Source organism: Actinophytocola xanthii, assembly GCF_001921205.1.
Lineage (GTDB): Bacteria > Actinomycetota > Actinomycetes > Mycobacteriales > Pseudonocardiaceae > Actinophytocola > Actinophytocola xanthii.
Genome location: NZ_MSIE01000061.1, coordinates 1 through 19100, shown reverse-complemented (window position 1 = coordinate 19100; position 19100 = coordinate 1). Strand labels below are relative to the sequence as shown.

Annotated in this window: 18 protein-coding genes; 9 read left to right on the top strand and 9 right to left on the bottom strand. The window is 72.2% G+C overall.

Annotated features, from left to right (window positions below):
* Positions 1–133: 133 nt before the first annotated feature.
* The 4 genes from BU204_RS29165 to BU204_RS29150 all read left to right on the top strand — a co-directional run bounded on the left by BU204_RS29165 (position 134) and on the right by BU204_RS29150 (position 2858).
* Positions 134–1420 (top strand): PspC domain-containing protein, encoded by a 1287-nt coding sequence (locus BU204_RS29165; RefSeq protein WP_075128990.1) that lies wholly within the window; start codon positions 134–136, stop codon positions 1418–1420.
* An 11-nt stretch (positions 1421–1431) separates the two neighbouring features.
* Positions 1432–2097 (top strand): response regulator, encoded by a 666-nt coding sequence (locus BU204_RS29160; RefSeq protein WP_075128989.1) that lies wholly within the window; start codon positions 1432–1434, stop codon positions 2095–2097.
* 63 nt (positions 2098–2160) lie between these two features.
* The gene (locus BU204_RS29155) at positions 2161–2637 is read left to right on the top strand and encodes a DUF2975 domain-containing protein (protein ID WP_075128988.1); all 477 of its coding nucleotides are present in this window, start codon (positions 2161–2163) and stop codon (positions 2635–2637) included.
* On the top strand, positions 2637–2858 hold the full coding sequence (locus BU204_RS29150) for a helix-turn-helix domain-containing protein (RefSeq protein WP_075128987.1): 222 nt from the start codon (positions 2637–2639) through the stop codon (positions 2856–2858). Before BU204_RS29155 ends, BU204_RS29150 begins: the two co-directional genes overlap by 1 nt.
* A 37-nt stretch (positions 2859–2895) precedes the next feature.
* On the opposite strand, the gene BU204_RS29145 is transcribed toward BU204_RS29150, so the two are convergent.
* Positions 2896–3798, bottom strand: coding sequence for a DMT family transporter (locus tag BU204_RS29145; RefSeq protein WP_075128986.1), 903 nt, complete (start codon positions 3796–3798; stop codon positions 2896–2898).
* A gap of 115 nt (positions 3799–3913) precedes the next feature.
* Between BU204_RS29145 and BU204_RS29140 the strand changes: the two genes are divergently transcribed.
* Positions 3914–4825: a LysR family transcriptional regulator gene (locus BU204_RS29140; RefSeq protein ID WP_075129025.1), complete on the top strand. Its 912-nt coding sequence runs from the start codon at positions 3914–3916 to the stop codon at positions 4823–4825.
* Between the two features lie 3 nt (positions 4826–4828).
* On the opposite strand, the gene BU204_RS29135 is transcribed toward BU204_RS29140, so the two are convergent.
* From BU204_RS29135 to BU204_RS29105, 7 genes are all read right to left on the bottom strand, one after another.
* Positions 4829–6502, bottom strand: coding sequence for a serine/threonine-protein kinase (locus BU204_RS29135; protein ID WP_456297888.1), 1674 nt, complete (start codon positions 6500–6502; stop codon positions 4829–4831).
* A 52-nt stretch (positions 6503–6554) separates the two neighbouring features.
* Positions 6555–7949, bottom strand: a complete 1395-nt coding sequence (locus BU204_RS29130) for a serine/threonine-protein kinase (protein ID WP_075128984.1) — start codon at positions 7947–7949, stop codon at positions 6555–6557.
* 228 nt (positions 7950–8177) lie between these two features.
* The gene (locus tag BU204_RS29125; RefSeq protein WP_075128983.1) at positions 8178–9029 is read right to left on the bottom strand and encodes a hypothetical protein; all 852 of its coding nucleotides are present in this window, start codon (positions 9027–9029) and stop codon (positions 8178–8180) included.
* Between the two features lie 136 nt (positions 9030–9165).
* Positions 9166–10212: a hypothetical protein gene (locus BU204_RS29120; protein ID WP_075128982.1), complete on the bottom strand. Its 1047-nt coding sequence runs from the start codon at positions 10210–10212 to the stop codon at positions 9166–9168.
* A gap of 354 nt (positions 10213–10566) precedes the next feature.
* Positions 10567–11298: a PIG-L deacetylase family protein gene (locus BU204_RS29115; protein ID WP_075128981.1), complete on the bottom strand. Its 732-nt coding sequence runs from the start codon at positions 11296–11298 to the stop codon at positions 10567–10569.
* 91 nt (positions 11299–11389) lie between these two features.
* On the bottom strand, positions 11390–11695 hold the full coding sequence (locus tag BU204_RS29110) for a hypothetical protein (RefSeq protein WP_075128980.1): 306 nt from the start codon (positions 11693–11695) through the stop codon (positions 11390–11392).
* A 92-nt stretch (positions 11696–11787) separates the two neighbouring features.
* Complete coding sequence (locus BU204_RS29105) at positions 11788–12084, bottom strand: chorismate mutase (protein WP_075128979.1); 297 nt, start codon at positions 12082–12084, stop codon at positions 11788–11790.
* 255 nt (positions 12085–12339) lie between these two features.
* On the opposite strand from BU204_RS29105, the gene pcrA reads away from it, so the two are divergent.
* Both pcrA and BU204_RS29095 read left to right on the top strand, forming a co-directional pair.
* Positions 12340–14706 (top strand): DNA helicase PcrA, encoded by a 2367-nt coding sequence (pcrA, locus tag BU204_RS29100; protein ID WP_075128978.1) that lies wholly within the window; start codon positions 12340–12342, stop codon positions 14704–14706.
* A 111-nt stretch (positions 14707–14817) separates the two neighbouring features.
* Positions 14818–15081, top strand: a complete 264-nt coding sequence (locus tag BU204_RS29095) for a hypothetical protein (RefSeq protein WP_143229830.1) — start codon at positions 14818–14820, stop codon at positions 15079–15081.
* A 13-nt stretch (positions 15082–15094) separates the two neighbouring features.
* Here BU204_RS29095 and BU204_RS29090 read toward each other — a convergent pair whose 3' ends face one another.
* Positions 15095–15823, bottom strand: coding sequence for a M23 family metallopeptidase (locus BU204_RS29090; protein WP_233160731.1), 729 nt, complete (start codon positions 15821–15823; stop codon positions 15095–15097).
* A gap of 1125 nt (positions 15824–16948) precedes the next feature.
* Between BU204_RS29090 and BU204_RS29085 the strand changes: the two genes are divergently transcribed.
* Positions 16949–18745, top strand: a complete 1797-nt coding sequence (locus tag BU204_RS29085; RefSeq protein ID WP_143229829.1) for a hypothetical protein — start codon at positions 16949–16951, stop codon at positions 18743–18745.
* Between the two features lie 101 nt (positions 18746–18846).
* Positions 18847–19100, top strand: a 254-nt coding sequence (locus tag BU204_RS29080; RefSeq protein WP_198943032.1) for an ATP-grasp domain-containing protein, incomplete at its 3' end; no start/stop codon positions are given.

The window sequence follows — 19100 nt, the reverse complement described above, 5'->3', positions numbered from 1 at the left end:
TAACGAGCATGCGCGGCCGGCGCGTCCCGCACATCGGGGAGGACCCCTGAGTTCGACCCGGATGCCCAGTCGGTCGCGCGTTCGGGGTATTTCCCCGATGAACCGGCCTCGGGTTACGTGTGACCATGGTCGGGTGGTTCTACAGGCGGTGAACGTGGACATCGAGCGAGTGGCGGAGAAGGCGGCCGTCCCCGCCGACGACACCGAGAAGATGCGGCGGCGGCGGTCCGGGCGCGCGGTCGCCGGCGTCGCCGGGGGTGTGGCCGACCACCTCGAGGTCAAGGTCCTCTGGGTGCGGCTCGCGTTCTCGCTGCTGGCCGCCGCGGGCGGGGCCGGTGTGCTCGCCTACGGACTGCTCTGGGTGTTCGTTCCGCAGGCGAAGCCGAGTGTGGTGGCCAAGGAGACCACCCGCAAGGAGCGCCAGCAGGCCAGGGGGCTGCTGGCGTTGGGGTTCGGCCTCGCGATCGGGTTCGGTTCGCTCACCGGCTCGGTCGACGGCTGGGTCGCCGGGGGGATCGGGGTCACGCTCGTCGGTGTCGCGCTGGTCTGGCGGGAGGCCGACGAGTCGACCCGGCGCCGGGCCCGCACCGGCATGACCTCGCTCCTGCTGGGCGAGGGCGGCCGCGGCGCGATCGTCCGCGTGCTGTCCGGCGCGGCCCTGGTGGTCACCGGGATGACGTTGTTCATGGTGCGCGGGGTCGACCTGGACCAGCTGCAGTTCGCGCTGCTGTCGGTGCTGGCGGCGCTGATCGGGGTGGCGGTGCTGACCGTGCCGTTCTGGCTGCGGCTGGTGCGGGACCTCGGCGAGGAGCGCACGGCGCGCATCCGGACCGAGGAGCGGGCCGAAATCGCCGCTCACCTGCACGACTCCGTGCTGCAAACGCTTGCGCTCATCCAGAAGCAGGCCGACGCGCCACGCGAGGTGCTGCGGCTGGCCCGGGGCCAGGAGCGGCAGCTGCGGGGCTGGCTGTACGGCCCGGCTGGCTACGGCCGACCCAGCCGTGACGGCGAGCGCGGGGAGGCGGTGAAGCTCGCCGAGGCGCTCTCGCAGGCGTGCGGTGAGGTCGAGGACACCTTCGCGATCCAGGTGCAGCAGGTGGTGGTCGGCGACTGCGAGCTCGACGAGCGCCTGGCCGGGATGGTGTTCGCCGCCAGGGAGGCGGTGGTGAACGCCGCCAAGCACGCGGGGGTCTCCGAGGTGAGCGTGTACGCCGAGGTGGAGCCGGACCAGGTGATGATCTTCGTGCGGGACCGGGGGAAGGGCTTCGACCCGAAGGCGGTGCCCAGGGACCGGCATGGCCTGGCGGACTCGATTCGAGGCAGGATGGAGCGCAACGGCGGCGAGCTGCGGCTGCGCACGGCACCCGGTGAGGGCACCGAGGTCCAGCTGCACATGCCCCGGGTGACCGCCGGCGCATAGGAGGAGATGGCGTGAGCAGCGAGAAGCGTCCGGTACGGGTGTTCCTGGTGGACGACCACGGTCTGTTTCGGGCGGGGGTTCGCGCCGAGCTCGAATCCATCACCGATGAGGTCGAGGTCGTCGGCGAGGCCGGCACGGTCGGCGAGGCGGTGGCCGGCATCGGACACCGCAAGCCGGACGTGGTGCTGCTGGACGTGCACATGCCCGACGGCGGCGGGGCCGAGGTGCTGCGCCGGGCCCGGCCGGAGAACCCGGAGACCGTGTTCCTCGCGCTGTCGGTCTCCGACGCCGCCGAGGACGTGATCGCGGTGATCCGCGCCGGCGCGCGCGGGTACGTCACCAAGACGATCTCCAGCCACGAGCTGGTCCGCGCCGTCGTGCGCGTCTCCGAGGGCGACGCGGTGTTCTCCCCGCGGCTGGCCGGCTTCGTGCTCGACGCGTTCGCCGACCGGCCCGGCGCCGCCCCGATCTCCGACCCCGAGCTGGACCTGCTCACCCCCCGGGAGCGGGACGTACTGCGTTTACTCGCCCGCGGTTACGCCTACAAGGAGATCGCCTCGGAGCTGTTCATCTCGGTGAAGACCGTCGAGACCCACGTGTCGAGCGTCCTGCGCAAGACCCAGCTGTCCAACCGCTACGAGCTCTCCCGCTGGGCCTCGGACCGCCGCTTGGTCTGATCCCACATCGAAGCTCAACAGCAATCTATTGACTTTCGATAGATTGCTCCTGATACTCGATCTATGAGTACGGATCGCGCGGTTGCCGCTCTCCGGGTGTTCCTCGTCGTGCTGTTCGGCGTTCTGGTCATGTTCCAGACCTTCTCGCTGCCCGGCCAGTTCGCCTCGATGGCCCGGGAGTCGCCGGACATGGCCTACCTGCGCTGGCCGGCGACCGCCGTGGCGGTGTTCTGGGTGCTGTGCGTCCAGGTGGTGGTGGTGTCCATCTGGAAGCTGCTCACGTTGGTCAAAAAGGACCGCATCTTCACCGAGGCTTCGCTCGTCTGGGTGGACGCCATCGTGTGGGCGGTCGCCGCCGGCTGGGTCGTGCTGGTCGGTGTGTTCCTCTTCGTCGGCTTCAACGCCGAGGACCCCGGGCTGCCGCTGCTGCTGTTCCTCGTGCTGACCGGGGTCACCGTGGTGGGGCTCCTGGTCGTGGTGCTGCGGGCGCTGCTGCGGCAGGCCACCGCGCTGCGCACCGACATGGAAGCGGTGATCTGATGCCGATCATCGTGCGCATCGACGTTCAGTTGGCTAGGCGCAAGATGAGCGTCGGCGAGTTCGCCGAGCGGGTCGGCCTCACCCCGGCCAACGTGGCCGTGCTGAAGAACGGCCGCGCCAAGGCGGTGCGCTTCAGCACGCTGGAAGCCATGTGCCGCGTCCTCGACTGCCAGCCCGGCGACCTGCTCGAATGGGTCGACGACGACCAGGACGGGCCCTGAGGGCGCGTCCTGGTCGCTGTTCTCCTCGCCGCCGGTCTCAGACCCGGCTCCTGACCGCCGTGGTCGTGGTGGCCGGGGTGGGAACGGGGGCCGGCACCCGCCGCTGGATCCTGGTCATCGCCACCCCGACGAGCACGACGACCATGCCCGCGACCACTCTCGGGTTGAGGTCCTCGTCCAGGGCGAGCGCGCCGAGCAGCACCGACACCACCGGCAGCAGGTACCCCACCGTCGCCGCGTTGGTCGGCCCCTCGTCGGCGATGAGGCGGTAGTTGAGGACGAAGGAGAACCCCGTGCCGAACACGCCCAGGATGGCCACCGCGATCACCGCGGACCACTGCAGCTGTACCGGCGTCAGGCCGCCGACCGGCATGGCCAGCGCGGTCAGCCCGGTCGCGGCGGTGATCTGCGCCGCGGACAGCACGATCGGCGCGGTGCCCCGGCCGGACAGGTAGCGGGCGATGTAGTTGAAGCTGATCGCGTAACAGAGCGCCGCCACCAGCATGGCCAGTGCTCCCCAGCTGGTCAGCTCGCCCGACTCCCAGGGCGCGAAGATCAGCAGAGTGCCGGCGAAGCCGACGACGAGCCCGGCGACCCGAACCGGGCGCAGGTCGCGTTCGGCCCCGAGCAGGATGCCCAGCAGCAGGGCCCAGAGCGGGGTCGTCGAGTTCAGCACCCCGGCCACGCCCGAGTCGACGGTCTGCTCCCCGAAGGCGAACAGAGCGAAGGGCACGGCGTTGCCGAACAGCGCGGCGACCGCCAGGTGCCCCCAGACCCGCCGCCCGCGGGGCAGTCGGTGGCCCATTCCATAGCAGAGCGCGATCAGCACCGTCGCCCCGAGCGCGGCGCGGACCAGCGTGATCTGCATGGGGGAGAAGCTGACCAGGGCCAGCTTGATCCACAGGAAGCTCGAACCCCAGAACAACGCCAGGAGGCCCATCCGGGCCAGCGTTCCAGCACTAGTCGTTCGCACAGCGCCAGGTTGCCTGCCCCAACCTGGCAGGACAAGTGAAAAGTTGAACAGTAATCGTTAAGGAGCGCTGTAGGGTGTGCTCATGCTCGACGTACGCCGCATGCAGGTGCTCCGCGCGGTCGTCACCACCGGTTCGATCACGGCGGCCGCCACCAACCTCGGGTACACCCCCTCCGCGGTCAGCCAGCAGGTGGCCGCGCTCGAACGACAGGCCCGCACCCCGCTGCTGGAGCGGGTGGGTCGGGGCGTCCGCCCCACGGCGGCCGGTCGCCTGCTGACCGAGCACGCCGAGATCGTGGGCCAGAAGGTCACCGAGGCGGAGCTGGCCCTCGCCGACCTGCGCGAGGGCCGCACCGGGCGGCTGTCCATGCGCTACTTCGTCACGGCGGGACAGGCGCTGGTCCCGCCCGCGCTCGCCACCCTGCGCGACGAGCATCCGGGGGTGCGCGTCGACCTCAAGCTGGTCGACCCGGGCCCCGCGCCCGAGCTCGCCCAGAGCGACGCGGACGTGGCGCTCTGCGTGCTGCCGGCCGATCCGCCGTCGGTGCCGGGCGTCCGGATCGTGCATCTCCTCGACGACCCGTACCGCCTGGTGCTGCCGCGATCCCACCCCCTGGCCGAGCGCCGGGTGATCGACCTGGCCGAGCTGGCGGAGGAGCCGTGGGTCGGCAACGAGTGGCCACCCGGCCCCTGCGTCCAGGTCGTGCTGGACGCCTGTGCCGCGGCCGGGTTCACCCCGGGCTTCGCCGTGGAGTCGGAGAGCTACGCCTGCGCCCAGGGGTTCGTGGCCGCCGGGCTCGGGGTGAGCCTCGTCCCGCTGCTCGGTGTGGAGCACCGCCGGCCAGGGGTCGTCGTGCGCCGGGTCAGGCGGCCGGAGCCGGTGCGGCTGATCTACGCGGCGGTGCGCGAGTCGGTCGCCGACCAACCTGCGGTCCGGTGCCTGCTGGACGCCCTCACCACCGCCGCGAAGGCGGTGGCGGCGGGGCGGCGGTGACCGTCAGTTGGTCCGTGCGAAGTTGTCGATCATGAGCTGGCCGCCCTGCTCGATGACGGCGAAGGAGTAGGCCTCCGGGCTCGGCTGGGTGCCGTCCTTGCGGGTGTAGTTCAGGGTGGCCGCCACCCGGTTGCCCTCGGTGTTGATCAGGGTCGCCTCGACCGAGGCGATCGTGCCCCAGAACTGCCGGTAGCCCTCCAGACCGTTTCTGGACTTCGCCTGCGCGTTGGCGGTCAGCCGCGCCCAGGCAGCGTCGGGATCACCCGGCAGCAGGGCGTAGTAGTCCAGAACGGCCTGGCCGAACTCCTCGCCGGTGGGCGCCTCGGACTCGGAGGTCTGCGTCTCCTCGGAGGGCTCCTCGGGTGGCTCCTCCTCCGCGGTGCCCGTGTCCTCGGTCTGCTCGGTCTCCTCGGTCTGCGTACCCGGCGGAGCCTGCTCGGGCTGGGACTGGGTGCTGCTCTGCGCCGCGTCGTTCTGCCCGCTGTTGTCGTTGTCGCCGTTGCCGCCGGTGATCAGGTTCGCCACCAGGATGCCGACCAGGGCGGCGGCCACGATCGCGAGGACGGTGAGCAGGATCGAGCGCCACCGGTTGTCCTTGCCCGGGGAGCGGTCCGGCGGGTGGGTGACGGGAACCGGCCCCGACCCGGGACCGAGCCCGCCGCTCGGCGGCTCGCGGCGCACGGCCGGACCGGGCCCGCTCGGTGCCGGCTCGGAGAACGGATGCACGTCCAGCCGGGTCGCGTCCGCGTTGGACGCCCACTGCGGCTGACTCGTGCCCTGCGGGGTCGGCGGCCCGAGGGGCGGGCCGGGCGGCAGCCGGTTGCCCGCGATCCGGTCGGTCGGCGCGGTGGCCGCGGCGATGTTGGGCGCCGGACGCCCTTCGGCCACGGCGGCCAGGCTGTCCCGAGCGGCGATCAGCGACGGGCGTTCGGACGGCTCGACCCGCAGCAGCTGCATCAGCAGCGCGGTCAGCGGGCCCGCCTGGCGGGGCGGGGTGATCTTGCCGGCGGCCACCGCGTACAGCAGCGCCAGCGTGTTCTCGCTCAGCCCGAACGGCGAGTGGCCCTCGACAGCCGTGTAGAGCGTCGAACCCAGGCTGAACACGTCCGCCGCCGGTGTCGGGTCCTCACCCTTGGCCACCTCGGGGGCGAGGTAGGCGGGCGTGCCGGCGAGCATGCCGGTCGCGGTCACCGTCACGTCGCCGGTCGCCCGGGAGATCCCGAAGTCGGTGATCTTGACGGTGCCGTCCTCGCCGAGGAGCACGTTGGCCGGCTTGATGTCCCGGTGCACGATCCCGGCGGCATGCGCCGCGACCAGCGCCGAGGCGACCTGCGCGCCGATCCGCGCCGCCTCCACCGGCGGCAGGGTCCCACGTTCGGAGAGCACCGTCGCCAGGCTCTTGGACGGCAGGTACTCCATGATCAGCCACGGGTCACCCTCGTGCTCCGCGACGTCGTACACCGTGATCGCGTTGGGGTGGGCCAGGCGGGCGGCGATGCGCCCCTCGCGCATCGAGCGCCGCCGGGACTCCTCGGCCTGCGCGTCGGTCAGGCCCGGCCCCAGCAGCATCTGCTTGATGGCGACCGTCCGGTGCAGGCGCTCGTCATGCGCCTGCCACACGATGCCCATGGCCCCGGCGCCGATCTTCCTGCTCAGCCGGTACCGCCCGGCGACCATGCTCCCCTCCGCCGTCACCGGCAACCCCCCAGTACTCGCACCCCGGCCGAGATCACCCTTGCGCTCCCGTGGGATCTGCCGGCGGGGTGGACTCGTCTGGGGTCGGCGAACTCGGTTCCTCGCTCGGCACCGTGGTCGTCGTCGTGGTGGTGGTGGTCGTCGTGGTCGTGGTGGTGGTCGTGGTGGTGGTGGTCGTCGTCTCGTCGCGGGTGACGACCTCCTCCTCCGCCGGTGTCCTCGACGTGGTGGACTGGGTCGAGGTGACCTCGGTCGTGGTGGTCGGCTGGCTGGTCGTCTCGTTGGTGACCTGGCCGGGGTCCTTCTCGGTCGCCGGCGGTTCCTCCCGGCTGGACAGCAGCCAGATGCCCACGGCCAGGATCGCGACCAGCACGACCCCGGCGAACACCAGCGGCTTGCGGGAGCGGTTCGTCGGCGGCGGCGCGGTGGGCCGGGGACGCGGCACCGACCGGGTCCGGTCCGAGGCGCCGACCATCTGGGTCGCGGCGTCGTCGTAGTCGTCGTACCGGTTGTCGTAACGGTCGTCGTAGTCGTCGTAGCCGGCGCTCGGCACGACCATCCGCGTTCCGGTGTCCGAGGCAGGCGCCATCCTCGGCAGCGAGGGCACCTCGCCCGCGGCGACCGCCGACAGCAGGTCTCTGGCCCGCCCGGTCGACGGCCGGTTCTCCGGCTCGGCGGCCAGCAGCCAGGTCAGCACCCCGGTGAGCGGCCCGGACTGCTGCGGGGGGTTGATCCGCCCGGCGGCCACCGCGTGCAGCAGCTGGAGGGTGTTGTCGGTCAGGCCGAACGGCGGCTCGCCCTCGACCGCCGCGTAGAGCGTCGAGCCGAGGGAGAACACGTCGGAGGCCGGGCTGGGCTCCTGGCCGACCGCGGCCTCGGGAGCGAGGTACGCGGGCGTGCCGGCGATCATCCCGGTCTTGGTCACGGTGACGTCGTCGGTCGCGCGGGAGATGCCGAAGTCGGTGATCTTCACCGTGCCGTCGTCGGCGATCAGGATGTTGCCCGGCTTGACGTCCCGGTGCACGATGCCGGCGGCGTGCGCGGCGGCCAGCGCGGCGGCCGACTGCGCGCCGATCCAGGCGACCTCACGGGGGGACAGCGGGCCGCGCTCGGCCATGACCATCGCCAGGCTCTTGGACGGCAGGTACTCCATGACCAGGCAGGGGGCGCCGTCCTCGTCCACGACGTCGAAGACCGCGATGGCGTTCGGGTGCTGGAGCTTGGCGGCGATCCGTCCCTCGCGCATGCAGCGCGCGACGGCCTCCTGGGCCTCGTCGGGCGGCAGGCCGGGCTGGAGCAGGAGCCTCTTCACCGCGACCGTGCGGTTCAACCGCTCGTCGTGCGCCTGCCAGACCACGCCCATCGCACCGGTACCGATGCGGTGGACGAGCCGGTAGCGCCCGGCTACCAGGCGACCCTCATCGGTCATCGCGACGAGTCCTCCCTGCCTGCAGGCGATCGGTTGTCATGCCGACTCCGAGAGTGTGGGATTACCTGGACCGCAGGACACGGAAACCTCCCGGGACCGGCGCGGGCTTGCCTCCGTCGCCCGTCCAGACGGCGGTGCCCACCTACGCCGACCGCACCAGGCTAGGCGTTCACGCAGCGCACACGAATGCGGACCACACCGTGAGCGTTGCACCGAGACGTTACTGGATCAGGTGCGCTGCGCGGACAGCAGCTGCGCACCCACGATACGGCGGGGCGAGTCGGCCACGGTGAGCAACTGCTTCACCCGGAGAGCGCCCCCGTCGGTGAGGGCCATCCGGACCACGGCGAGCACGCCGTCCTGGCGCTCGTGCAGGTCCTGCACCTCGACCTCGGTCACCGTCGACCACGAGTCGAGGAACTCCTCGAACGTGCTGGTCAACAGGTCCGGGGAGAGCAGGTCGAACGCGCTGCCGGGATCGTTGGGCAGCAGCGCGTAGAACCCGCGGACGAGCTCGAGGTCCGACACCCGTGGCGGCACCGGCGGCGCGGAACCGGGGGCCGGTCCGGGCGCGGGTGCGGCCAGGGGTGTGGGCACCGACTCGCTCGGCGGTGCCGGGTTCGGCGTACCCGGCTCGGGTAGCGGTCCCCGGCCCGGCTCGGTCTCCTGCGCCGGCTCCGCTGCCGGAGGCGGTGCCACCGGGAGCTCGCCCGGGGACAGGGAGCGGTCGAGCTGGTCAGGCAGCAGCGCCTGGTCCCCGGTGATGTGGAGGGTCGGACGTTGCGCGGCTCGCTCCTCGGCGCGTTCCTGACTGATCGTCGTCGCCATCACGACGGCCCCGCACAGCACGAGGGTCGCCGCACCGATGCTGGTCAGCTTGGCCAGCTGCATGCCCTTGGAGTCGGCGCGGTGGCGGGAGGCGGGAACGGCGGTGGACGGGTCGAACCGGTCGCCGATCGTGTCGAGGGAGAGCGGGCCGTCGACGGTGTCGTCGGCACGCAGGACCTGCTTGTTGATCAGCTCGGTGACGTGAATCGACCCGGCGCGGACGTGTCGTCGCCCGGTCGTCAGACGGTCCACAGTGTGAGGGCCTCCGTGAGTCGCGGTAGGGCCAACTGGTACTCCTCGTGCTCCATCGGATGCCAGCGATTCGGAGTGGATCACCCGGTCGGTTCGGCGAGCGGTCGGAGGTTCACCCGGTTGGCGTAATCTCGCTTCACGCTGTGATCGTGTCGTCACTGATCCTCGGGTCGAGACCGCGCGTGAAGGTCAGCTGCCGGACCTCCATCGTCACCGACCCGTCCGCGTGGACCAGCCGCAGCACGTTCAGCGTGACGGCCTGTCCCCGGTTGATCGTGATGTGCAGGACCTGGATGTCGGTGACGTCGGAGTACCGGGCCAGGATCGCGTCCGGGCCCGAGTTGGCGAGTTCGCCCGTGCAGAGCTGGTAGGCGGCATAGGGGTTCGCCGTGACCAGCGAGAAGTACTGCTCGGTCCGGTCGCCCATCGCCTTCGGGTCGGTCGGGGTGACCGGCGAGGGCCCGACCGTGATCCGCTCCGGCCTGCTCGGCGTGGCGTGCGGCGGCGTGGTCGAGCTCGCCGTCGCGGGACGGCTGGTGGTGCTGGTCCCGGTGACCGTCACCGAGACGGTCGGCGTCGCCGCCGACGGGGCGGCCTCCTTCTCCTGGCTCGTCGCGCCACCGCCCGTCGACGTGCCGGACGTGCTGCTGGCCCGGCTGCTGCCGCCGCTCCCGCCGCCGATCCCGGAGGAGCTGTGCGCCGGCAGCTCCTCGAGCTCCAGCGGCCGCGTCGGAAAACCCGGCAGGGACTCGATGCCCCCGCGCGAGGACGGGCCGCCGACGAACCGGATCGCCGCGACCGTGAGCGCACACACGACGGCGGCCGACGTGAGGACCGCGAACAGGGCGGCCTTGCGCCAGGTCGCTGGCGGCGTGACCGAGGCGGGAACGGTTCCCAGGTCGAACTTCCGCAGCCCGCGCGGGGGCGTCTCCAGGGAGTACCGAACGTCCTCGGGCGGACGCGGGAACGGCACCAGCGCGAGCGGGACCGTGTCGTCGTCGGCGGGCCGGAGCCGAGAACCCGGCTCGGCGAGCCGGCCGGCGACCAGCGACGGAGGCAGCGGCGGCGGCAGGTCGAACGGGTCACCCTCGAGGGCGACCGGGCCTGCCGGCCAGGGGCTCTCCAGCGCGTCCAGCTCGGCTCTCCACGGCTCGAGCAGCGGGTCCCCGCCCTGCGCCGGCACGACGGGTGGGGACGGTTCACCGGTCCGGGCGACCGGGCCGCACGGGTTCCTCGCCGGCGGGGCGGCTACCGCCGCGCCGCTCCTGTCGGCCGAGTTGGCGCTGGACCCACGCCCTTCCCGTGGCCGGACCGCCGGCCGGGCGATGTTCGGCAGCCCTACCCGCGGCTCGGACCGGCCCGAGGCCGGCGACGCGGCGTCGCCATGCCCGGCCGTCCCGGCGGGAACAGCACCACGAGAACCCCCGTGCGGACGCCCGCCATCGCGCGACGTACCGCCGGGCAACCCCCCGTCACCCATGGCTGTGAGCCCTCCCCCTCCCGACTTCGATGCCGCGGCCGCCCCCGGCCGTGCGGCTCAGCTGGTGTCGACGACCTGGAAGTCCTCCGCGAGCGCGCCCTCGCCCATTCCGTGCCGCCGGGCCGTCTCGGCGAGATGGGCACGGATGTTGTCGTCCAACGTGGTGTTCGCCCCCACCTGGGAGGCGTGCGAGTGCAGGGCCGCCATCTTCTTGTCGAAGTACGCGGTCACGTCCACCGCGTGGTCACGAGCCGCCCGCGGCCCGTCGGCCAGCCACAGCTCGCGCACGGTCCACGGCTGGAGCCCCTCGGCGGCCAGCAGCTCCGGGAAGGCGTGCGGGTTGCGCGCGTCCGGGTACACGGCCGCGAAGGTCGCCTCGCCCACGGCCCGGTGGTCGGGGTGGGTCGTGGCGACCATGCTCCAGTTGATCTCCGGAGACCAGGTGAGCACCCGGTCCGGACGCACCGTGCGGATGACCCGGGTGATGTCGCGGCGCAGGTCCAGCGAGGGCAGCACGGCCCCGTCCGGGTGAGCCAGGAACATCACGTCGCGCACCCCGACCTGCTCGGCAGCCGCTCGTTGCTCGGCCCGGCGCACGCGGATCATCTCCGCCGCGTCTCGGCCCGCGTCGCCGCTGGCCTCGCCGGAGGTGCACACGCAGTAGGACACCGAGATCCCCGCTGCGGTCCACGAGGCGACGGTGCCGGCGGCACCGAAGTCGACGTCGTCCGGATGTGCGGTCACGACCAGCGCCGTGCGTACGTCTGCCCTGGGGGTGCCCGTGGTCACGTCGCCAGCGTATGCCGTTGCGGACGGTTCGGGCGTGTGGGTGGGACTGCTCCAGCCGGGTGCGCGAGCGGGTGAAGTCGGCCGGAACGCTCTACTGATCCGAGCGGTAGCGGTCCTTGGTGGACTGCAGCGCCTTGGTCGCGACACCGCCCGAGCCCGCCGCGAGCAGGATCGCCAGCACGTCGACGAACGCGTTGCCGCTCGTGAGCGCCCAGGCCAGCAGCGCACCGGCGGTGGTGACGCCCGCGACCGGCCAGCGGGACCGGACGTACTGTGCCACCGGCGCTCCGCCCGCCCGCTTGGTCGCGGCCGAGTTCAGCAGTGCCAGGTAACCGACGTGGGCCAGCGAGGCCACGACGGCCACGACGGCGATGACGACCGCGATCAGGTTGAGCATGACACCAGTGTGCCCCCGTCGGGCGACGCCGGGGATGGGTGACATCCCTGATTTTCCGCCCGGCCGTGCGGGGCGCGGCCGGGCGGAACGGTTCAGCGCCCCAGCGGGCCCCGGCCCAGGTTGAGCAGGGCCATCGCGAGCTTGCGCCCCTCCGGACCGAGGTCGCGGTACCTCGCCAGAACGTCGATCTCGCGGTTGTAGACGATCCGCGGGCCGCCGGCGGCCATCCGGGCCGCGCCGATGGTCCTGGAGATCTGGACCCGCCGCTTCACCAACCGCAGGATCTCCGCGTCCAGCCAGTCGATCTCCTCGCGGAGCTTGTCGATGTCCGAGTCGTCGACCGGCTGCTCCTGGTCGTTCACCGTGTCCTCCACCGCCTTCTGGGGCATGGCTGTTCGATCCCTCCAGCTTGGGGAGTTCCGCGGCCCCAGTGCGACGAAGCCCCGGGGTCCGAGGACTCCGGGGCTTCGTTGTGGTCTTGGTGAGCGTCAGGCCACGACGGGAGCCGGAGTCCGGGTCCCGTAAAAAAACTCCACGTGGCTGGTTCGCACGCGATGGATTCTGACACCACTGCGGGCACGTGTCCACCCGCCCGGCTCGGCGCGCGCGGTCCTGTCGGTGCGGGCCGGTACCGTTGTCAGACGATGAGCGCTCTGTTCGAACTGCCCTCCCAGGTTCCCGCCAAGCCCCGGAAGCGGTCTGCCGACCTGCTCGCCGACCTCAACGACCAGCAACGGCGGGCGGTCCAGCATGCCGGCACGCCGCTGCTCGTGGTCGCCGGCGCCGGCTCGGGCAAGACCCGCGTGCTCACCAGACGGATCGCCTACCTGCTGGCCGAGCGGGACGTGCACCCCGGCCAGATCATGGCGATCACGTTCACCAACAAGGCCGCCGCCGAGATGCGCGAGCGGGTGGTCGAGCTGGTCGGTCGGCGGGCCAACGCGATGTGGGTCTCCACCTTCCACTCGATGTGCGTTCGGGTGCTGCGCCGGGAGGCGACGACGCTGGGCATGCGGTCGAGCTTCTCGGTCTACGACGCCGACGACACCCGGCGGCTGATCACGCTGGTCGCGCGGGACCTCGACCTCGACCCCAAGCGGTACACCGCGCGCGGGCTCGCGGCGCACATCTCCAACCTCAAGAACGAGCTGGTCGTCCCGGAGGACGCCAGGGAGGCCGCGGCCAACGACTTCGAGCGCCGCGCGGCCGAGGTCTACGTCGAGTACCAGCGCCGGCTGGAGCTGGCCAACGCCTTCGACTTCGACGACCTGATCATGCGCACGGTCGAGCTGCTGCAGCGCCACCCGGACGTCGCCGAGTACTACCGCCGCCGGTTCCGCCACGTGCTGGTCGACGAGTACCAGGACACCAACCACGCCCAGTACACCCTGGTCCGCGAGCTGGTCGGGACCGGCGAGAACGGGATCGAGCCAGGTGAGCTCTGCGTGGTCGGCGACGCGGACCAGTCGATCTACGCCTTCCGCGGCGCCACGATCCGCAACATCGTCGAGTTCGAGCGCGACTACCCGCAGGCCACGACGATCATGCTCGAGCAGAACTACCGCTCGACGCAGACGATCCTGTCGGCGGCCAACGCGGTCATCTCCCGCAACCCGAACCGGCGCGACAAGCGCCTGTGGACCGCGCTCGGGGACGGCGAGAAGATCGTCGGCTACGTCGGGGACAACGACCACGACGAGGCAGCGTTCGTGGCCGGCGAGATCGACCGGCTGATGGACTCCGGCGAGGGCCTGCACTACGGCGACGTCGCGGTCTTCTACCGCACGAACAACCAGTCCCGGGTCTTCGAGGAGATCTTCGTCCGGCTCGGCCTGCCCTACCGCGTGGTCGGCGGCGTCCGGTTCTACGAGCGCCGCGAGGTGCGTGACGCCCTCGCCTACCTGCGCGTACTCGCCAACCCCGAGGACACGGTGAGCCTGCGGCGCATCCTCAACGTGCCCAAGCGGGGCATCGGCGCCCGGGCGGAGGCCTGCGTGTCCGCGCACGCCGACCGCGAGCGGATCTCGTTCAGCGCCGCGCTGCGCGACGCGGTCGAGGACAAGGTCGCGATGCTCAACGCCCGTTCCCGCAACGCGATAGCCGGCTTCGTGGAGCTCGTCGACGGCCTGCGCGGCATGGTCGACGAGGGGCAGGAGGTCGCCGACGTGCTCGAGGCGGTGCTGGAGCGGACCGGCTACCGCGCCGAGCTCGAGGCCAGCGACGACCCCCAGGACGGCACCCGGCTGGAGAACCTGACCGAACTGGTGACCGTGGCCAGGGAGTTCGCCCATGCCATGGACGGCGTCGAGGAGGTCGTCTCGGGCCCGGACACCGAGCCGCCCCCGATCGAGCCCGGCTCGCTGGCCGCGTTCCTCGAGCGGGTGTCGCTGGTGGCCGACGCCGACCAGATCCCCGACGACGAGGAGGGCGGCGGCTCGGGTGTCGTCACCCTGATGACCCTGCACACGGCCAAGGGGCTGGAGTACCCGGTGGTGTTCTGCACGGGTTGGGAGGACGGCGTGTTCCCGCACATGCGGGCGCTGGGCGACCCGGTCGAGCTGGCCGAGGAACGCCGCCTCGCCTACGTGGGCATCACCCGCGCACAGCGGCGGCTGTACCTGTCCCGGGCGATCGTGCGCTCCGCCTGGGGACAGCCGATGACCAACCCGCCATCGCGTTTCCTGGACGAGATCCCGGCCGAGCTGGTCGACTGGCGGCGCCTGCAGCCCGAGCGCTCGGCGCCGAGCGCGCCGACCTGGGGCGCGCGCCGCTCGGAGGCCATCCGTACCCGGGGTGGCTCGTCCACGGGCTTCGGGCCCGCCAGGGCCTGGAAGGACACCCCGGCACTGTCGCTGGACGTCGGCGACCGGGTCAACCACGACAAGTACGGCCTCGGCACCGTGGTGGCCACCGACGGGGCCGGCCCCCGCGCCACGGCCACGATCGACTTCGGCAGCGCCGGCACGATCCGCCTGATGCTGATCGGCAGCGTCCCCCTGGTCAAGCTCTAGATCATCCCCTCTGGCCCTCCTCGAACACGTGTGCGAAAATTGTCGGTGCGACCCGGTGTAATACACCCAGCACGACAGGGACCGCCACGGTCCGGACAAGGGGGGCTAGGTGTGGACGAGATGTTGTTCCGGGTGCTCGCCGAGAGCGTCGGCCGGTACCTGGAGAAGGTCGACCGACTGGCAGCACGCGACCTCGCCGGCCAGCGATCGCTGGCCGGCGAGACACGACGGTTGGTGGCGGCCTGGCGAGCTGTGCTCGAGCTGCACCACCCCGCCGACGGGCGATGCGCCGGGTGCGTACGCGGGCGCCGACGGATGTGCGGCGTCTGGCGGGTGGCCAGCGCGTACTTCACCCGTCGGCCGCCGGGCGGGTAGGGCCGGGGTCGGGTCAGACGTAGACGCCGTGCTCGGAGAGCCAGTTCGCGGGGTTGAGCTTGAGACCGTCCGCATCCCAGACCTCGAAGTGGAGGTGCGGGCCGGTGGAGTAGCCGCGGTTGCCGATCCGGGCGATCTGCTCGCCGGCCTTGACCTCCTGGCCCTCGGAGACGGAGAAGCTGTCCATGTGCCCGTAGACGGTGATCGTGCCGTCCGAGTGCTGGATGCGCACCCAGAGTCCGAACCCGGACGCCGGGCCGGCCTCGATCACGACGCCGTCCGCGGCCGCGACGATGGGGGTGCCCAGGCTGTTGGCGATGTCGAGGCCGTAGTGGGTGGTGCCCCACCGGGCGCCGTAACCCGAGGTCAGGCGGCCTTGGGCGGGCCGGACGAACTTCGGCCGGTTCCGCTCCGCCTCGATCGCCGCGAGCTGCGCGGCGCGCTGCCGCACGATCTGGTCGGTAGCGGCGATCTTCTGCGCCTCGAGCGGGGCCGCCGAGGTCTTGGCGATCGTGAGGATCTCCGGCGCGGCGGAGGAGACGGTGTTGCTGACGCGGGTGGTGTTCCCGTTACCGCCGATCCCGATGGCGGCCGAGGCGTCCTTGCTGTCCGCGAGTGGCTGGACGTCGGTGGAGGTGTTTCCACCCTGGAGCGTCTGTCCTGCAGTGGCGGCGGCGAAAGCGCCGATCGCGACCGCGGCGACGACTACCCGACCCCGAACCGCGGACGAGGGTGGAGCCACCCTGTGCGTTCCACGAACTCGGTGGGAGGTGCCGGTGCGCTCAGCCATAGCTGCTTCGAGCGCGGTGCACTCCCAGGTATCGCCGGGGGAGCGATGTCGAGACAAGGCCTGCCCTTCCGCTTTCGGGGAGTCCGCTCCGAAACGCGCGACTCGTTGGGGTCGAGCCGCCCGTGGACACCGGGCGGGGGATCCCGGTTGGCCGGCAAGTTGCCGACCCCGTCCAATTCGTGATCGGACCGTGACAACGGACCGGGGGACGATAACGAAGGGGGAGCGGTCCGGGCAACATCCGTCATTCGTGTCGGTCAACTAAGTTTCCGACACCGGCGGTCCAGCCAGGGGATATGACGCAAAGTCAACACCCGGTTACTTTGCTGCTGTGATCCACAACACGGGTTGGGCACGCAACCAACCCCGCAGCGGCCCTCACCCGGTACCGCTGCGTCGCTCCACGGTGTGGGTGCCCGCCCCACCCACCCCTAAACCCATAACCGCACGTCCAGCCCCTACGCCGCCCTCGTGCCCCACTCCCCGGCGCCCCTTTCGCGGCCCCTCCACCTCTGGAGGACCGAGACGAGGGCGCCGACAGGGCGTCGCCCACCTGCCAGCGGGGGCCTTCAGCGCCGGTAACGCTGCCCCTCCTGCTGCCGATTTCGTCCCGCTCTGCCCTGGGGCTCCACCCCTGCTGCTCTGCCGGGCCCCCGGGCGGCCCTTCGCAGCCCTCTGTCCCTGCGCTGCCCCAGCGCCCTTACAGGCGCGCCGAGGCCCCGCTCGCGGTCTGCCTACCGCGCTGCTGCCTCCGCGTGCTGCGGGTGCCGTCCTGGCGCCCCGCACTGCGTGGTCGCCTCGCCGGCACTCAGCCGCGGCTCGACTGCCCCCTCCTGCGACCGCGGCAGCACCAGGAGCACGCGCCAGGCCTCACCAACGCTGGCTCCCGGGAGCGCGCGCACGGTCGGCTTCCGCCCGAGGCGGCTCTGCCGGACCGGCGCCGTCGGGCCTCCGCCAGCCGGCCACCCACCCACAAAGCGACGCCGGAGCACTCAAACCCTCCGTGACCAGCCCCGACCCCCCAGTCACCTGCCTACGAACGGTGCGCGACGCCCAACCTTGCTAGCGTGCTCCGCGATGACTTCGCGGACTCAATCGCCGCATGACCCGTTCGGGGATGGGCGGCAAGCCACGGCCAGCAGCGTCCACCGGGGCGACCAGGTCGAGCGGCTCGGCTGGGGCGACGCCCCCGGGCACCTCCGTCTCGCGCTCGGGTTGGCCTTCCTCAGCGCCGGACTCCTCATCGTCGGTCCGGTCGTGGGGGTGGTCGAGGATCCACCGGCGGCGGGCTACGCCAGCACCCCGCTCCTCGTCCTCCTCGCGGCCGCCGCGCCGGTCCTCGCGCTCGTCCTCGTTCAGCGAGGGCGCGCGCTCACCGGCGCTGCCGTGCTCACCGGGGCCGGTCTGCTCGCGCCGGGCCGTGCGCTGGTCGACCTCGTCTTCCTGCGCGACGGCCTGTCCGCCGCCCGCCCCGAGTTCCTCGTGCCGACCACCCTCGCCGACCTCCGGCCGGCGGCCGGGCTCTGGCTGTTGCTCGCCGGGCACCTCGCCGCGGCGGTCGCGGGGGTGCTCGCGGCCGGGCGCGCGGGGGCGGCACCGGGCTCGCCGTACGCCCTGGAGCTCGACGAGAGCACCACCTCGGTCGGCTCGCGGCGCCGCGCGCTGGGCTGGGCGCTCGCCTTCGCCACCATCGCGGTCGTCGGGCTGGTCATGGCGCCCTTCCAGTCCGACAACGCCTTCCTCCTCGACGACGACATGATCGGCGCCTCCACGCTGGTCGGGCTCGGCACCGTGCTGATCGCCGTGGCCGTGCTCGGGGGATGCGTGTACGCGGCCGGTGCCGCCCGGTCGGCCGTGTCGGCCGGGGTGCTGCTCGGCGTCCTGGTCGCCACCGCCGCCGTCGCGCTGCCACAGATCGTCGCCGGGCTGACCGTGGACCTGCTGCGACCGGCGCCCGGCCCCTACCTGGCGCTGATCTCGCTTGTCCTGCTGACCGGGCTCATCGTCAGCGGGCGGGCGGGGCGGGAACGGGAGCGCGGCACGGCGGAGCTCACGCTGGAAGCCGGGCGGGTCCACCTGGTCACGGGTGTGCTCGGCGTGCTCACCGGCGTGGCCTCGCTCATCGGCGCGTTCGGGCCGCAGGTCACGATCGAGGCGCTCGACTCACCCGAGACCTACGCGAACCGCCCGCTCGTCCCGGCCGGCATCCTCGTCGGCTCGCTGGGCGCCGCCCTGCTCTACCACCGCTGGGCCGCCACGGTCCGCCCCGCGTTCGTCGTCTCGCTCGGAGCCGTCGTCCTGGTCGGCGCCAGCACCCTCGACGCCGCCTTCACCGGGGCGGGGATCGGGGACGACATCCACATCGGCGCCGGCGCCTGGTTCGCCGCGGTCGCCGTCGTGCTCGCCGCCGCCGCGGCGGTCAGCGGCGCGGTCGCCGGCAGCACGGAGCGGGACGACGTCGACCTCACCGAGCGGACCGTCCACACGTCGGTCGCCGCGCCGGTCGCCGCCGCGATCCTGTTCAGCGTCGGCGCCTTCGGCCTGCCCATGTTCACCGCGCGGGACTTCGTCGCCCCGGGCATCTGGACCGAGTTCCGGTTGGCCTCCTGGGGCCTGCTGATCGCCATGTGCGTCGTGATCGCCGCCAGCGTCATCGCCGCCATGGCCCGGCCGGCGCGGGCCGCCGCGCTGCTCCTCGGGGCCGCGGCGGTCGTCGGCGTGCACGCGCTGGAGTTCCCCCTGACCGGTGATCGTGCCCAGGACGCCACTGCCGGTTCCGGCACCTGGCTATCCCTCGCCTGCTGCCTCGCCCTGCTGGTCGCGGCGGGTATCGCCTCCGCAGGGCCGGCTCCGGAGCACGACGAGAAGCGGTGACCGACCTCACCGGATGCCGTGCGACGGGTGTCGACGCAGGTCGCTAGGGTCTTCAGTCGTGCCGAACCGGGTCGTCGAGCCGTAGATCAGGAGAGCGTCGAGTGGATCTGTACGAGTACCAGGCGAAGGACCTCTTTGGGGCCCACGGCGTTCCGGTCCTGCCGGGCTCCGTAGCCGACACGCCGGACCAAGCCCACGCCATCGCCGAGGAGCTCGGTCAGACCGTGGTGGTCAAGGCCCAGGTCAAGACCGGCGGCCGGGGCAAGGCCGGCGGCGTGAAGCTCGCCGACGACCCCGCCGACGCTCGTGCCAAGGCCGAGAACATCCTCGGGCTGGACATCAAGGGTCACGTCGT

Coding starts and splice junctions, on each gene's coding strand:
- BU204_RS29155 (WP_075128988.1), top strand. CDS start 2,161: ATGAGTACGGATCGCGCGGTTGCCGCTCTCCGGGTGTTCCTCGTCGTG.
- BU204_RS29150 (WP_075128987.1), top strand. CDS start 2,637: ATGCCGATCATCGTGCGCATCGACGTTCAGTTGGCTAGGCGCAAGATG.
- BU204_RS29145 (WP_075128986.1), bottom strand. CDS start 3,798: ATGGGCCTCCTGGCGTTGTTCTGGGGTTCGAGCTTCCTGTGGATCAAG.
- BU204_RS29140 (WP_075129025.1), top strand. CDS start 3,914: ATGCTCGACGTACGCCGCATGCAGGTGCTCCGCGCGGTCGTCACCACC.
- BU204_RS29135 (WP_456297888.1), bottom strand. CDS start 6,502: ATGGTCGCCGGGCGGTACCGGCTGAGCAGGAAGATCGGCGCCGGGGCC.
- BU204_RS29130 (WP_075128984.1), bottom strand. CDS start 7,949: ATGACCGATGAGGGTCGCCTGGTAGCCGGGCGCTACCGGCTCGTCCAC.
- BU204_RS29110 (WP_075128980.1), bottom strand. CDS start 11,695: ATGCTCAACCTGATCGCGGTCGTCATCGCCGTCGTGGCCGTCGTGGCC.
- BU204_RS29105 (WP_075128979.1), bottom strand. CDS start 12,084: ATGCCCCAGAAGGCGGTGGAGGACACGGTGAACGACCAGGAGCAGCCG.
- pcrA (WP_075128978.1), top strand. CDS start 12,340: ATGAGCGCTCTGTTCGAACTGCCCTCCCAGGTTCCCGCCAAGCCCCGG.
- BU204_RS29085 (WP_143229829.1), top strand. CDS start 16,949: ATGACTTCGCGGACTCAATCGCCGCATGACCCGTTCGGGGATGGGCGG.